The organism is Klebsiella sp. CN_Kp075 (assembly GCF_040065055.2).
Taxonomy (GTDB): domain Bacteria; phylum Pseudomonadota; class Gammaproteobacteria; order Enterobacterales; family Enterobacteriaceae; genus Klebsiella; species Klebsiella aerogenes.
Window position 1 is genome coordinate 4,900,541 of record NZ_CM198050.1, and the last position, 14,291, is coordinate 4,914,831.

Consider the following 14,291-nt stretch of genomic DNA (forward strand, 5'->3'; position numbering starts at 1 on the left):
AACAAAAGTATCCGCATCAGCCTGATGGTTATCGGCTGGCTCCTGATGACCTGCGCGCTTCGCGCAGAAACGATTCCTTTTCTGCCGCCGGACGCGCGGCCGCAGCCAGAGGCGAATAAGCCCTGGCCGCAGAATAAGTTTCTGGTATTGGCCTATCACGATGTAGAAGACGATGCCGCCGATCAGCGTTATCTGGCGGTGCGTACCAGCGCGCTCAACGATCAAATCGGCTGGCTGCTGCACAATGGTTATAAGGCCGTCAGCGTGCAAAATATTCTCGACGCCAACGCGGGGTTAATCACCCTGCCGCCAAAGGCATTTCTGCTGAGTTTCGATGATGGCTACAGCAGTTTTTACACCCGGGTCTGGCCGCTGTTAAAAGCCTGGAACGTCCCGGCACTATGGGCGCCGGTAGGCAGTTGGGTCGATACGCCGGAGCAGAAAAAAGTCGATTTCGGCGGTCTGATGACTCCGCGCGAACGTTTCGCCACCTGGGAGATGGTGCGCGAGCTCGCGCAATCGCCGCTGGTTGAAATCGGCGCGCATACCTGGGCTTCGCACTACGGTATTCAGGCCAATCCGCAAGGTAGCCGCGAACCGGCGGTTGCCAACCGTTTTTATGATAAGGCGAGCGGACGCTACGAAAGCGACCAGCAGTTTCACCAGCGCATCGATACCGACGTGCGCAAAGTGAGCGACAAAATCGCCGACGTCACCGGCAAAGCGCCGCGCGCCTGGGTATGGCCCTACGGCGCCGCCAACGGCACATCGCTGGCTATCGCGAAAAGCCGCGGCTATCAACTGGCGTTTACCCTCGGCGATGGTCTGGGCGATGTGCGGGATTTGGATAACATTCCCCGTCTGCTTATCTCCGGCAATCCGTCGATCAAGGCCTTCGCCAGCCAGGTGACGCAAATCCAGGAGCGTGAGCCGGTTCGGGTGATGCACGTCGATCTCGATTATGTCTACGATAAAGACCCGGTTCAGCAGCGCAAAAATATCGATAAGCTGATCCAGCGTGTCTACGACATGAAAATCACTCACGTTTTCCTGCAGGCCTTTTCCGATCCGCTCGGCGACGGCACGGTGAAAGCGCTCTACTTCCCCAACCGCCGCCTGCCGATGCGCGCCGATCTCTTCAACTTCGTCGCCTGGCAATTACAAACGCGCGGCGGCGCCAAAGTGTATGCGTGGATGCCGGTGCTGGCGTTCGATCTGAACGGTTCGCTACCGCGCGTACAGCGCTGGGATGCGCAGAGCAACACGCTGCGCCAGGCCACTCGCCCCTATGTACGGCTATCGCCATGGAATAGCCAGGTGCGCGATCAGATCCGCGATATTTATCAAGACCTTGCCCGCTACGCGACCTTTGACGGCGTGCTGTTCCACGACGACGCGGTGCTGACGGATTATGAAGATGCCGGCGCCGGGGCGATGGCCGCCTGGCGGGCGGCGGGCCATTGGGAGGATATCGCGCAGATCCGCCAAAATCCCGCCACGCTGCATGCCTGGACGCGGTTTAAAAGCCAGGCGCTTATCGACTTCACCCGCACGCTCAGCCAGAGCGTAAAAGAGATCCGCGGCCCGCAGGTGAGAACCGCGCGCAATATCTTTGCCCTGCCGATCCTGCAGCCGGAAAGCGAGGCCTGGTTCGCGCAGAATCTCGATGATTTTCTGACGGCCTACGACTGGACGGTGCCGATGGCGATGCCGCTGATGGAATCGGTTCCGGTTGCGGAAAGCGATGCGTGGCTGGCGCGTCTGGTGCGCGCCGTCAGCGCCAGACCGGGCGCATTGAAGAAAACCATTTTTGAGCTGCAGGCTAAAGACTGGACTCTCCCGCAGCAGAACGCCATCCCTGACCAACAGCTGGTTGACTGGATGCGGACGTTACAGCTCAACGGCGTCAATAATTACGGTTACTACCCCGACGATTTTCTTAATAATCAGCCTGATATCTCAAAAATCAGGCCCCTGTTTTCATCGTACTGGTATCCCAACAATGACTGATCGCATTATCGCATTTTCGATTTTATGCCTGGTTTTCGGGCTACCGCTGGGCGTGGCCGCCGTTTTCACCGGCGAGTTGATACTGGATTTCGTCTTCTTCTGGCCGCTGTTTATGTCGGTGCTATGGATAACCGGCGGGCTCTACTTCTGGTTTCAACTGGAGCGCCACTGGCCATGGGGTAAAGAGACGCCGCCGCCGGAGCTTGCGGGCGATCCGTTGATCTCCATTTTGATTCCCTGTTTTAACGAGGAGAAAAATGCCCGCGAGACCATCGAAGCCGCGCTGGCGCAGCGCTATCGCAACATTGAGGTGATCGCCATCAACGACGGTTCCTCCGACGATACCGCCAGGGTGCTTAATCAACTGGCGGAAGAGTACGCTCTGCTGCGGGTGATTCACCTGGCTGAAAATCAGGGGAAAGCGGTAGCGCTGAAAGCCGGCGCTGCCGCCGCGCGCGGGGACTTACTGGTGTGTATCGACGGCGATGCCCTGCTCGACCGCGATACCGCCGCCTACCTCGTGGCGCCGCTGATCCAATACCCCCACGTCGGCGCGGTGACCGGTAATCCGCGTATTCGTACCCGCTCGACGCTGATTGGCCGCATTCAGGTCGGCGAGTTCTCTTCGATAATCGGGCTGATCAAGCGCACCCAGCGTATTTATGGCCGGGTGTTTACCGTCTCCGGGGTGATTGCCGCTTTTCGTCGCCAGGCGCTGGCGGACGTCGGCTACTGGAGCCCGGATATGATCACCGAAGATATCGATATCAGCTGGAAGCTGCAGCTACGTCATTGGGCGATTTTCTTCGAGCCGCGGGCGCTGTGCTGGATCCTGATGCCGGAAACGCTGAAGGGACTGTGGAAACAGCGTTTACGCTGGGCGCAGGGCGGCGCCGAGGTTTTCCTGGTCAATCTGCGCCGCGTGTTTCGCTGGGAACACCACCGAATGTGGCCGCTGTTCCTCGAATATGCGCTCTCCACGCTGTGGGCCTTCGCCTATGCGGTCACCATTTTTCTGTTCATCGCCAGCCATTTTGCCCCGCTGCCGGAGAACCTGACCGTCCGCAGCCTTTTTCCGCCGGAATTTACCGGGCTACTGCTGGGGGTGATGTGTCTGCTGCAGTTTATCGCCAGCCTGTACATCGAAAGGCGCTATGAACGCGGCGTCGCCGGCTCGCTGTTCTGGGTGATCTGGTTTCCGATGGTGTACTGGATGATCGGCCTGTTAACCACCATCGTCGCCTTCCCCAAAGTCATGTTGAAACGTAAACGCGCCAGGGCTCGCTGGGTCAGCCCTGATAGAGGTAAAGGAAGAATGTCATGAACGAACAAACTCTGATATTAACCGAGCATCGCATGTTGCCGCGGATCTTTGACGGCGTGTTAACTGCCATCGCGTGGGCCGGCTTCGCCTTTTTTCTGTATGCCAACCTGCTGATGCAGTTTACCGAGCGCGGTAACGACAGCTGGGACGCAATTATGGCGTCGTTTAATACCGTGCTGGTCTATTTATTGGTGGCGGCAATTAACGGCTGGCTGCTTATTTTGTGGTATCAGTACAATCTGCGCCGTTATAACGCCCGGCGGCACGGCAGCATGGCCTCGCTGCGCCATGAAGAGCTGGCGGAGAGCTTTAATATCGCGCCGCAGATCATTTCCGAGATGAGCCAATATAACCTGCTGACGGTATACCATGATCAGATTGGCAGAATTATTGATTTGAAAATCAATCAGAACGAGGAGATCGAACGGTAACGGCCCCCCAAAAAAGGCCGCATCACGCGCGGCCTTTCCTCTTTCAGCCCGGTGAGATTACTGACCGCCGGCTTTCTTAATCGCCGCATCCAGCGAGGCTTTGTCGGCCAGTCCCGGGAAGACGGTAATGGTCGCTTCGGTCGCGCCGGTAGTCGGCATGACAATCACGCCAGGCGTACCGCTTAAGCCAATCTCCTGCGCCAGCTGGTTAATGTTTTCCAGCGCCGGTTCGACATCCGCCGCTTTTTTGGCGTCAAAGTTCACCTTTTTCGCCTGCTGCTGGATGTCCGCCGCCGTCAGTTTGCCTTCGTTATGCCCGGTAGCGTAAACGCCGTTGTGGTAAGTCAGATAGGCCTCAGCCCCTTTCTGCTGATAAATCTGCAGGCCGGTTTTCGCCGCGTCCAGCGAGGTTGCCCAGCGGCTGCCGAAAATCGGCCACTCTTTAAAGGCAAAACGGGTTTGCGGATGATCTTTAATCACCTGCTCCATAACCGGTGCAAGGCGGCTACAGTAGATGCATTGATAATCGAAGAACTCGATAACGGTGACTTTACCGTTAGCCGGGCCGTAGGTTGGCGTGGCCTTATCCTGCGTCAGCTTGTCGGCATTCTTGATTACCGCCTGAGTAGCGGCGCTGGCCTGCTGCTCCGCCTGAATTTGCTGCAGCTTTTGGCTGGCCTGCAATAGCACTTCCGGATGGGCGACCAGGTAGTCAGCGGCGATTTTGCCGATGCGCGCTTCCTGCTCCGCGGTGAAAGTCGCGGCCGGCGCGTCAGCGGCGCTGGCCAGCGCCGGCAGCAGGGAAGCGCCCGCCAGGGCGAGAATAAGTAAATTCTTGATGCCAGACATATTGAAAAGTCCTTACGAAAAAGTAGACGGCAGGTGAGCCTAATCGGACAAAATATCATCCTTTGGCGGCGAATCATTGTCAGTCTATGCATTGATTCGTAACTTTATTTGTCAGACGCCACTATTCTCCCTACGGCTTGAAGGGTGGTCAGGGGCGAAGAACGGGAGTACCCTGCGCCCATCTTTTTTTGATCGACATTATTTGCAATACGAGCCAGGCATGAACGAAATATTGAGTCAGTGGGACTTCGCCGTTATTTTGCTACAAATCATCGCCATCGATTTGTTATTAGGCGGCGATAACGCGGTGGTCATCGCCATGGCCTGCCGCAAGCTGCCGGCGCATCTGCGCACCAAAGCCATTGTTATCGGTACTCTCGGCGCGATTATCGCCCGGGTCGCGCTGCTGGCGGTGGCGATTTATTTGTTGTCGTTGCCGTGGCTAAAAATCGTCGGCGCGTTACTGCTACTGTGGATTGGCGTTAAGCTGGTCGCCAACGAAGAAGAAGAGAGCGATATCAGCAGCTCAAGCAGCCTGTGGCGCACCGCCGTCACCATCACCGTCGCCGATGTCATCATGTCGCTGGATAACGTACTGGCCGTGGCCGCCGCCGGTAAAGGCCATCTGTTACTGGTGGCGCTGGGGGTATTAATCAGCATTCCGATTATTGTCGCCGGTAGTAAGCTGGTGTTGGCAATCCTGACTCGCTTTCCCTCGGTCGTATTACTGGGCGGCGCGCTGATTGGCTGGATTGCCGGTTCAATGATGATAACCGACCCGACCCTGGTTCAGCTGTTCCCCAATTCCCCGAATTATCTACATTTTGTTGCCGGGGCCATTGGCGCGGCGTTGGTGCTGCTGGAAGGATGGCGCCGCAACTACCGCTCCGGCACCCCTGAATAATCACTGGACGCCGTCACCCCCGACGGCGTCAAGTTTTCGCCACTTTTCTCCGCCACCCTTTCTCATTTGCCCTACTCTTAATAGAGCCGCCTGATCCAGGGATTCTGTGACCAGATTTTTGAGCATAAATGAGATAACACCATGGAATTAAAGGATTATTATACCATTCTAGGGGTTAAGCCAACGGACGATCTGAAAACCATCAAGACCGCCTATCGCCGTTTGGCGCGTAAATATCACCCCGACGTCAGCAAAGAACCCGATGCCGAAGCAAAATTCAAAGATCTCGCCGAAGCATGGGAAGTCCTCAAAGACGATCAGCGTCGCGCCGAATATGACCAACTTTGGCAGCACCGCAACGATCCGCAGTTCAACCGCCAGCAGCACGCCCACGAACAAAGCTACAGCCAGCAGGACTTCGACGATATCTTCTCCTCGATGTTCGGCCAGCAGGCGCATCACGCCCGCCGCCAGCGCGCCGAGCGCGGCCACGATGTCGAAATCGAAGTGGCGGTGTTCCTCGAAGAAACCCTCACCGAACAGACTCGTACCATCAGCTACAAGCTGCCGGTCTATAACGTCTTCGGCATGGTTGAGAGTGAAACGCCGAAAACGCTGAATGTGAAAATTCCGGCCGGGGTCAGCGATGGCCAGCGTATTCGCCTGAAAGGCCAGGGGACACCGGGCGAAAACGGCGGCCCAAATGGCGATCTGTGGCTGGTGATTCACATCGCGCCGCATCCGCTGTTCGACATCAACGGTCATAACCTGGAGATCGTACTGCCGCTGGCGCCGTGGGAAGCCGCGCTGGGGACGAAAGTCACCGTACCGACGCTAAAAGAGAGCATTCTGCTGACAATACCGGCGGGCAGCCAGGCGGGGCAACGGCTACGCATCAAGGGCAAAGGGTTGGTGAGCAAAACCCACACCGGCGATTTGTTCGCCGTCATCAAAATTGTCATGCCGCCAAAACCAGATGAAAAAGCGCGTGAGCTCTGGCAGCAGCTCGCCGAAAGCGAAGCCAGCTTCGATCCGCGTAAGACATGGGGGAAAGCCTGATGGCTAAAGTAACAGTGACGTTTACCATCACCGAGTTGTGCCTGCGCACCGGGGTGTCGGAAGAGGAGCTGACGGAGATCGTCGGCTTAGGGATGATTGAGCCACACCAGCCGCAGGCTGAAGCCTGGCTGTTTGACGACAGCGCGGTGACGATTGTGCATCGCGCGGTGCGCCTGCGTAACGAGCTGGAGCTGGACTGGCCGGGGATTGCGGTGGCGCTGACGCTGCTGGATGAAAATGCGCGCCTAACCCGCGAGAATCGCCTGCTGCAGCAGCGACTGGCCCGCTTTTTGACCCACAGCTAAGCGAAGTTCCCGGGTCGCGGCGTTCCGCCTTACCCGGGCTACAGGTCGCTCACGGCGCAAACCGTAGCCCGGCTGAGCGTAGCGAAAGCCGGGATAAGCGCCTAATCCGGCAGCGAGCCGGCGAGATTACGCGCGGAGACGCTCTCGCTCACCGGGGCTGGCGGCTCGGGCGCCTTAACCGGCGCAGCCGCTGGCGCGGATGCCGGAGCGGAAGACGCTGGCTGAATCTCAAGAAACGAGGCCAGCATTCTACGCAACGTCTCCGGCGGCGTATCTTCCGCCAGCAGCGCCGCCAGCATTGACGGTAGCCGGCTATCAACTTCACCCAACGCTAACCCCGCCAACAGCGCCGTACGCGACATATCCCCGCGATCGCCGCGATGATGGGCCTCAATTTTCGCGTCCGCAAAGCGCTCGCTGGCGCTGATATCCGGGCGCAGGTAAATCAGAACCTTTCTGCGGTCCAGAGTCATAGACGCTCCTTAACCAATAATTTTCAGACCACGCACGAGGGCGAACTGCGGCTCGTCGGCCACCACAAAGCGATCTTCGCGCAGACCCATGCGTTCGCGAATCGCATCGGCAACCAGCGGCGCGCCGCCGCCAATCACGATGGCGTGCGAATAGCCTTTAAAACTATCAATCGCCGTCAGAACGCGAGTCGTCAGGCGTTCGATGCTATTAGAGATAACCTTTTTCACCTCCGATACCGCATCCGGATCGTTGATGTTATCGGTCAAATACTCTTCGTCGTGGCGGTTGATGATTATCTGGTCAACGTTATAGCTCGAGGTATCGGTATTCGCCCGGGCCAGCGCCAGCTTAACGGCGTCGGTCACCAGCGACACGCCCAGCTTCGGGTCGCCGTAAATGCGCGAAACCGAGGTCATCTGCCCGGCCACCATCGAAATATCCAGCGTGGTGCCGCCGAGGTCGACAATCAGCACCGAATGAGATGGTTTAAGCTCATCGCACAGGCTAATACCCGCCGGAATGGATTCCGGACGCACGGTGACTTTGGTGATATTGAACACCACGCCTTTATTCAGTTTAACTTCGCGCAGCAGGCTCTTTTTCTTACGCTCAATGTTATCAAGACGATATTGCGCATCTTCATCATAAAATTCGGTCAGCGGCAGGGTGACCACAATCTCGACATCCTGCGGTTCCAGACCACTGGTCAGCAGCGCATGATGGACAGCGATGGAGTTCAATGGGCTGTATTGCCAATCAATATTGTTGGTGGGTAACGCATCGGGGGTGATCAGGTCGAAAGAGTACTTTTCATCATCCACGGTGTAGTTAAATGGCTTCCCGGCGCCGAAAGTGGCAGACCAGCCGCGCTTGAAACTATTGGGACTGATATGGGTGAAAGTTTCGCCATCTTGCTCCCACAGCATTTTGATATTGGTTGAACCATCATCGATAAAAATGCGCATCGCATTGCTCCATCACTGAGACAAATAAGAGAAAATGTAAGACCCAAAAAGAGTAGCAAGAGTTAAAAAGCAGCGCAAGAGCACGAAAAAGAGACAATTCTGAGTTTTATTTGAGAAACAATGGATATTTCAATTAACCCATTGAGCTCAAAGAGAGAACTATAAGAGACAAATCAGAGAACTTAAGATTTTCATTTCTGTCTGTTTTAAACGCTATTTTTGCGCAAAAAGAGAGCATCCCTCCCCTCTTTCGCCAGCGGTTTTCGCACGCTTTTTACACCTGATTGGGTACCACAATCGGCCGTTCCGGCTCGACGACATTTTCCGGTACCCGACGATATTTATCCAGCAGGTGAATCTGAATACGTCGCAACATATCGCCATTCAGCTTGTAATAACGGAAATAAAGAAACAGCGTCAGGGCAAAAAAGAGCGTCGGCAGCGCAATCATAATCGCCTGCATCCCCAGCAGCGTGTGAGGCGATTGCGCCGTATTCGGCACGTAGCCAATGATACCGAGCACGATGGCGATAAACCAGGCCGCAAACGCCGAACCGGCTTTGACCACCAGCGTCTGCACCGAGTAGGCGATGCTTTCGCAGCGGATATTCATCGTATATTCGCCGTAATCAACGGTATCGGCCACCATAATGACCTGTAGCACCCAGAACAGCGCGGTGCCGATATTCAACAGCACCCCGGCCAGCGAAATCAGCGCGATGTTGTAAACGCCGCTCAGCGCCATCAGCAACAGCACGCCGCAGCCCAGCACCGGCATGATAGATGCTCCCGCCCACAGAATGCGCCGCGACAGCCCTTTCACCAGCCGTGGGAACAGGATCAGCGTCAGCAAATTCGCCGCCCCCGCGTAGGACATGTAATACGGGAACATCTCCGCGCTGCCGATAACGTAGGTAAAGTAATAAATCGCGAAGCCGGCGATAATATTCGCCGCCGTGTTATAGGCCAGCGCCATGCCCAACAGGCAGGCCAGCTGATCGTTTTTATAGATGAGCGCCACCATCTGGCGCAGTGAAAGATGGCTGGAATCCTCGCTCACGCCGCTATCCGACGAGTAAACCTCATGGACGTTGCGTAAGGTAACGAGGGTGGAGACCACGAAGAAGGCAATCAGCACCAGGGTAAACATCTGGAAACCGAAGCCGCGATCGGCGCCGCCGACGGCGCTGACAAACGGCAGCGTGACGCCGGCGGTCACAAACCCGGCAAGGCTGGCGAAAAAGCGCGGGTAAGGCACCAGTTGTTCACGTTCGCGTTTATCAAGGGTAATGGTCGGCACCAGCGACCAGAACGGCACATCCATGATGGTATAGGTGAAGCCCCACAGCAGGTAGGTCAGCCACACCCACGCCAGTAGCGCTCCGCCGCTGAAGTGATGGGCGCTGAACAGCATATACAGCACCACCGAGTTGGTGATAGTCCCGATCAGGATCCACGGCTTGAACTTCCCCCATCGCGATCGCGTGCAGTTGACGATCCATCCCATGATCGGATCGGCTATCGCATCGAGGATCCTCGCCACCAGGAACAAGGTGCCAACCACCCCAACCGATAAGCCAACAATATCGGTGTAGTAATACATCAGATACATGTAAACGATACCGATAGCGAAATCTTTACCAAAGGCACCAAATCCGTAGCTGAGCTTTGTTGTCATTGAAATACTCATAGGGTACAGGTCGCTGTCGCCAGCGCCTCCTTTAGCGTTTGATAGAGCATGGCAGGCGCCGCCGGGCCAGATCCCCCGGCGGCATGAGAAAATTAACGGTGCAGCCAGGCCGGCAGCCAGTCGCCGTGGCTGGCGATCAGATCGTCCACCAGCGCGTAGATCTCTTCGATCCCCAGCACCGCGGCGGTGTGCGGATCCATCATCGTGGCGTAATAAACGTAATCGCGATTTTCCGTCAGGATGGCCTCCGTTAGCAGCGTCTGCACGTTGATGTTGGTCTGCATCAGCGCCGCCAGATGCGCCGGTAGCACGCCGATTTTCGTCGGCTGGATACCGTTAGCGTCCACCAGACAAGGGACTTCGACGCAACAGCCCTGCGGCAGATTGTCGATGAGATCATCGTTGCGTACGTTGCCATACACGACGCTCGGCTCGCCGGTCCAGATAGCGTTCATGATAGTGCTGGCATACTCGCGTGAAGGTTTAACCTCGATACGCTCGCCGCTCTTATAGCTCTCCAGCTCTTTATGCCAGTTGGCCAGCTGCTCGACGCAGCGTTTAGGGTACTCATCCAGCGGCACTTTATAACGGGCGATAAGATCGTCGCGCCCCGGCTTGATAAACCATGGCGTGTATTCGGCGAAATGTTCCGACGATTCGGTGACAAAGTAGCCCAGCTTTTTGAACATCTCATAGCGGACGATGTTTTCGCAGCGCGGATTGCCATGCAGGTTCGGCTTCGGCGCCAGTCCTTCGGCGTAGGCCTGCAGCAGGTCGGGGTAGATACTGACGTAGCTGCCGTCCGCGAGCTTTTTCTCCAGCGACAGATAGAACGCCATATGGTTAATGCCCGCGCAGCGGTAACGTAAATCCGCCGGGTCGAGGTTAAGGTCGCGCGCCAGCTCTTCCGCTGTGCCTTGCACCGAATGGCACAGACCCACCTGCTTGATATGCGGGTAGCGGGCGTACATCGCCCAGGTGTTCATCGCCATCGGATTAACGTAGTTAAGCATGGTGGCGTCCGGGCAGACCTCGCTCATATCGTCGCAGATAGCCCACAGATGCGGGATGGTGCGCAGCGCGCGCATAATGCCTCCCGGCCCCAGCGTATCGGCAATGGTCTGCTCAAGGCCATGGCGTTTACAGACTTCAAAGTCAGTCACGGTGCAGGGCTCATAGCCGCCAATCTGGAAGGCGACGACGACAAAATCGGCGTCCCGCAAGGCGGTTTTACGATCGCGATGGCAGCTAATTTCGCCATTCGCGCCGACGGAATCCATCAGCTTTCGCACCACGGTATGCGACTCTTCCAGCCGGGTTTCATCGATATCCATCAGTGCGATATGCGCCGACTTCAGCGCCGGGCGCTGGAACACATCACCGAGAATATTTTTGACGAACACCGTCGAACCGGCGCCGATAAAGGTAATTTTGGGGGCAGACATCGCGCTCTCTCCATCAGGTCATTGAACACTTTCAGAGTGGCATGCCGCTCTCCGCTGCGCTGCCCCGTTCCCGCCGGAGCATTCCCGGAAACTCAGATCGGCCATTGAACGCCACAAAATCTGAGTTTTTGGGAATAGATCGGCTTAAAAGGAGAGAAAACGGGCCGATGATTCCGCTAAGCTGTAATCAGTTCAGGCTAAAAACGCAGCCACTCTGACGATCCAGGAATCCGCCCATGATGGAACACCGCTTCACTTCCCTGCCCCCCGACCCGCACATGTGCAGCAGCGATGAAAAGCAGAGCCGCAGCCCGCTGGCGCTCTATTCCGAGTATCAGCGCATGGATATCGAACTGCGCCCGCCGCACGCCATGGCCACCAGCCACTGGCACGGCCAGGTAGAGGTCAACGTGCCGTTCGACGGCGACGTGGAGTATTTGATTAACAATGAAGTGGTGCGCATTGAGAAAGGCTATATCACCCTGTTTTGGGCCTGTACGCCGCATCAACTGACCCGCCCGGGCGACTGCCAGCAGATGGCGATATTCAACCTGCCGATGCATCTGTTTCTGTCGTGGCCGCTGGATCGCGAACTGATAAATCACGTCACCCACGGGATGGTGATTAAATCTCTCGCCGCCCAGCAGTTAAGCGCTTTTGAAGTACGGCGTTGGCAGCAGGAGTTGAATCACGAGAATGAACAGATTCGCCAGTTGGCGATCGATGAAATCGCCCTGATGCTCAAGCGGCTGAGCCTCGCCGGCTGGCAGCCGATTCTGGTCAATAAGACCTCGCGCACCCACAAGAACAGCGTCTCGCGCCACGCGCAATTTTATGTCAGCCAGATGCTGGAATTTATCGCCGCCCATTATGACCAGGCGCTGACCGTCGATGCCGTCGCCGAGCACGTTAAACTCAACCCAAACTACGCGATGGGCGTTTTTCAGCGGGTAATGCAGCAGACCATGAAGCAGTACATCACCGCCATGCGCATCAATCACGTGCGCGCGCTGCTGAGCGACACCGATAAGACCATCCTTGATATCGCCCTCACCGCCGGGTTCCGGTCCAGCAGCCGCTTCTACAGCACCTTTACCCGCTACGTCGGCATGCCGCCGCAGCAGTACCGTAAATTGAGCCAACAGCGCCGCCACAGCCTTGCGTCGCCGCAGCCATAAAAAATGCCGCCGGGGTCTCCCCTGGCGGCATCGTGAACAGTGAAAAACGGTTAGTCGTTGATACGCGGATGCTGCTGTACCAGACGGGCGCGTTTTTCCTGCAGGTCGGCGATTTCCTGATCGATATCTTCGATTTTATGCTCGATGTTATCGTAGTGCTCGCCCAGAATTTCTTTCGCTTCCTGGATATCGGACGCCGCCGGCGTCGCCCCTTTCAGCGGACGGTTAGCGGTCTCTTTCATCGACAGGCCGGTAATCAGGCCAATCACCGCAATCACCATCAGATAGTAAGCCGGCATCATCAGGTTCTGGGTGGTTTCCACCAGCCATGCCGCCAGCGTCGGCGTCAGACCGGCGATCAGCACCGAGATGTTAAAGGCGCTGGCCAGAGCGCTGAAGCGGATGTGGGTCGGGAACATCGCCGGCAGCGATGAGGCCATCACGCCGATAAAGCAGTTCAGCACCACCGCCAGCAGCAGCAGACCGGCGAAGATCAGGCCAATCACGTTGCTGTTAATCATGATAAAGGCCGGGATAGACAGCGTGAACAGCGCGACGCTACCCACCAGGATAAACGGACGGCGGCCAAAACGGTCGCTCAGCATGCCGATAACCGGCTGGACAAACAGCATGCCGACCATGATGGCGATAATAATCAGTACGCCGTGATCTTCCGAGTAGTGCAGGTTATGCGACAGGTAGCTCGGCATGTAGGTCAACAGCATGTAATAGGTCACGTTGGTGGAAATCACCAGACCAATACAGGTCAGCAGGCTGCGCCAGTGCTTGGTGGCAATCTCTTTAAAGGAGACCTTCGGACCTTCCTGCAGACCTTCGCGGTCGCCCTGTTCAAGGGTATCCACGTGCTGCTGGAACGCCGGCGTCTCTTCCAGCGCGTGACGCAGGTACAAGCCGATAATCCCTAGCGGCAGCGCCAGGAAGAACGGGATACGCCAGCCCCAGTCGAGGAAGTTCTCTTCACCCACCACGCTGGAAATCAGTACCACCACGCCTGCGCCCATTACGAAGCCGGCAATCGAACCGAAGTCCAGCCAGCTGCCCATAAACCCGCGTTTACGGTCAGGCGAGTATTCGGCTACGAAGATCGACGCCCCGGTATATTCGCCGCCCACCGAGAAGCCCTGCGCCATTTTACACAGCAGCAGCAGAATCGGCGCCCAGATACCAATGGTGGCATACGACGGAATAAGACCGATACAGAATGTACTTATCGACATAATAACGATGGTGATCGCTAAGATTTTTTGTCGACCGTATTTATCGCCGAGCATCCCGAAGAACAGGCCGCCGAGCGGACGAATCAAGAAGGGAACCGAGAAAGTACCGAGCGCGGCAATCATCTGCACGCTGGGATCGGCATCGGGGAAGAAGACTTTACCAAGGGCATAAGCCACAAAACCATACACACCGAAATCGAACCACTCCATCGCATTACCGAGCGAGGCCGCGGTGATGGCTTTTCGCAACTTACCATCATCGATGATGGTGACATCCCTAAGCGTAATCGGCTTTATTTTTTTCCTTTTAAGCATACTTTTCCTCTGTGCTATCGCCTTGAGCGCACGACTCCTCGCCAAATGACGAGGTCATTCGCGACGTACGTTGGGAGCGGCGAAGTGCTGTGCTCCACATTTCA

General features: G+C 56.6%; 13 protein-coding genes. 7 read left to right on the top strand and 6 right to left on the bottom strand.

Annotated features, from left to right (window positions below; all coding sequences use genetic code 11):
* Positions 1-24: 24 nt before the first annotated feature.
* From pgaB to pgaD, 3 genes are read left to right on the top strand one after another with little or no spacing between them, the layout of a single operon-like run.
* Positions 25-2,010 (top strand): poly-beta-1,6-N-acetyl-D-glucosamine N-deacetylase PgaB, encoded by a 1,986-nt coding sequence (gene pgaB / locus ABLV78_RS23300; protein WP_380377833.1) that lies wholly within the window; start codon positions 25-27, stop codon positions 2,008-2,010.
* Complete coding sequence (pgaC, locus tag ABLV78_RS23305) at positions 2,003-3,334, top strand: poly-beta-1,6-N-acetyl-D-glucosamine synthase (RefSeq protein ID WP_047046346.1); 1,332 nt, start codon at positions 2,003-2,005, stop codon at positions 3,332-3,334. The genes pgaB and pgaC overlap by 8 nt, the downstream gene beginning before the upstream one ends.
* Positions 3,331-3,765 (top strand): poly-beta-1,6-N-acetyl-D-glucosamine biosynthesis protein PgaD, encoded by a 435-nt coding sequence (gene pgaD / locus ABLV78_RS23310; RefSeq protein WP_047046349.1) that lies wholly within the window; start codon positions 3,331-3,333, stop codon positions 3,763-3,765. Before pgaC ends, pgaD begins: the two co-directional genes overlap by 4 nt.
* A 57-nt stretch (positions 3,766-3,822) precedes the next feature.
* Here pgaD and ABLV78_RS23315 read toward each other — a convergent pair whose 3' ends face one another.
* Positions 3,823-4,614, bottom strand: a complete 792-nt coding sequence (locus tag ABLV78_RS23315) for a DsbA family protein (RefSeq protein ID WP_015704089.1) — start codon at positions 4,612-4,614, stop codon at positions 3,823-3,825.
* Between the two features lie 220 nt (positions 4,615-4,834).
* On the opposite strand from ABLV78_RS23315, the gene ABLV78_RS23320 reads away from it, so the two are divergent.
* The 3 genes from ABLV78_RS23320 to cbpM all read left to right on the top strand — a co-directional run bounded on the left by ABLV78_RS23320 (position 4,835) and on the right by cbpM (position 6,882).
* Entirely contained in the window at positions 4,835-5,518 is a 684-nt protein-coding gene (locus ABLV78_RS23320; RefSeq protein WP_047046353.1) for a TerC family protein, read from the top strand.
* A 141-nt stretch (positions 5,519-5,659) separates the two neighbouring features.
* Positions 5,660-6,577 carry a curved DNA-binding protein gene (gene cbpA, locus ABLV78_RS23325; RefSeq protein ID WP_047046356.1) on the top strand — a complete coding sequence of 306 codons (918 nt, stop codon included), beginning with the start codon at positions 5,660-5,662 and terminating at the stop codon, positions 6,575-6,577.
* A complete protein-coding gene (gene cbpM, locus ABLV78_RS23330) occupies positions 6,577-6,882 on the top strand; it encodes a chaperone modulator CbpM (RefSeq protein WP_047046357.1) in 306 nt (101 codons plus the stop codon). The genes cbpA and cbpM overlap by 1 nt, the downstream gene beginning before the upstream one ends.
* A gap of 101 nt (positions 6,883-6,983) precedes the next feature.
* Here the strand turns inward: cbpM and ABLV78_RS23335 are convergent, their stop codons facing one another.
* The 4 genes from ABLV78_RS23335 to ABLV78_RS23350 all read right to left on the bottom strand — a co-directional run bounded on the left by ABLV78_RS23335 (position 6,984) and on the right by ABLV78_RS23350 (position 11,456).
* Entirely contained in the window at positions 6,984-7,355 is a 372-nt protein-coding gene (locus ABLV78_RS23335) for a plasmid partitioning/stability family protein (protein WP_015704087.1), read from the bottom strand.
* Positions 7,356-7,364: 9 nt separating this feature from the next.
* The gene (locus tag ABLV78_RS23340; protein ID WP_015368687.1) at positions 7,365-8,321 is read right to left on the bottom strand and encodes a plasmid stability protein StbA; all 957 of its coding nucleotides are present in this window, start codon (positions 8,319-8,321) and stop codon (positions 7,365-7,367) included.
* Between the two features lie 274 nt (positions 8,322-8,595).
* Positions 8,596-10,011, bottom strand: coding sequence for a melibiose:sodium transporter MelB (gene melB, locus ABLV78_RS23345; RefSeq protein ID WP_047046360.1), 1,416 nt, complete (start codon positions 10,009-10,011; stop codon positions 8,596-8,598).
* 92 nt (positions 10,012-10,103) lie between these two features.
* Positions 10,104-11,456 (bottom strand): alpha-glucosidase/alpha-galactosidase, encoded by a 1,353-nt coding sequence (locus tag ABLV78_RS23350; protein ID WP_047046363.1) that lies wholly within the window; start codon positions 11,454-11,456, stop codon positions 10,104-10,106.
* Positions 11,457-11,695: 239 nt separating this feature from the next.
* Between ABLV78_RS23350 and melR the strand changes: the two genes are divergently transcribed.
* Positions 11,696-12,634: a transcriptional regulator MelR gene (gene melR, locus ABLV78_RS23355; protein WP_032715623.1), complete on the top strand. Its 939-nt coding sequence runs from the start codon at positions 11,696-11,698 to the stop codon at positions 12,632-12,634.
* A 50-nt stretch (positions 12,635-12,684) separates the two neighbouring features.
* Here the strand turns inward: melR and proP are convergent, their stop codons facing one another.
* Complete coding sequence (gene proP, locus ABLV78_RS23360; RefSeq protein ID WP_020079848.1) at positions 12,685-14,187, bottom strand: glycine betaine/L-proline transporter ProP; 1,503 nt, start codon at positions 14,185-14,187, stop codon at positions 12,685-12,687.
* Between the last annotated feature and the right edge of the window lie 104 nt (positions 14,188-14,291).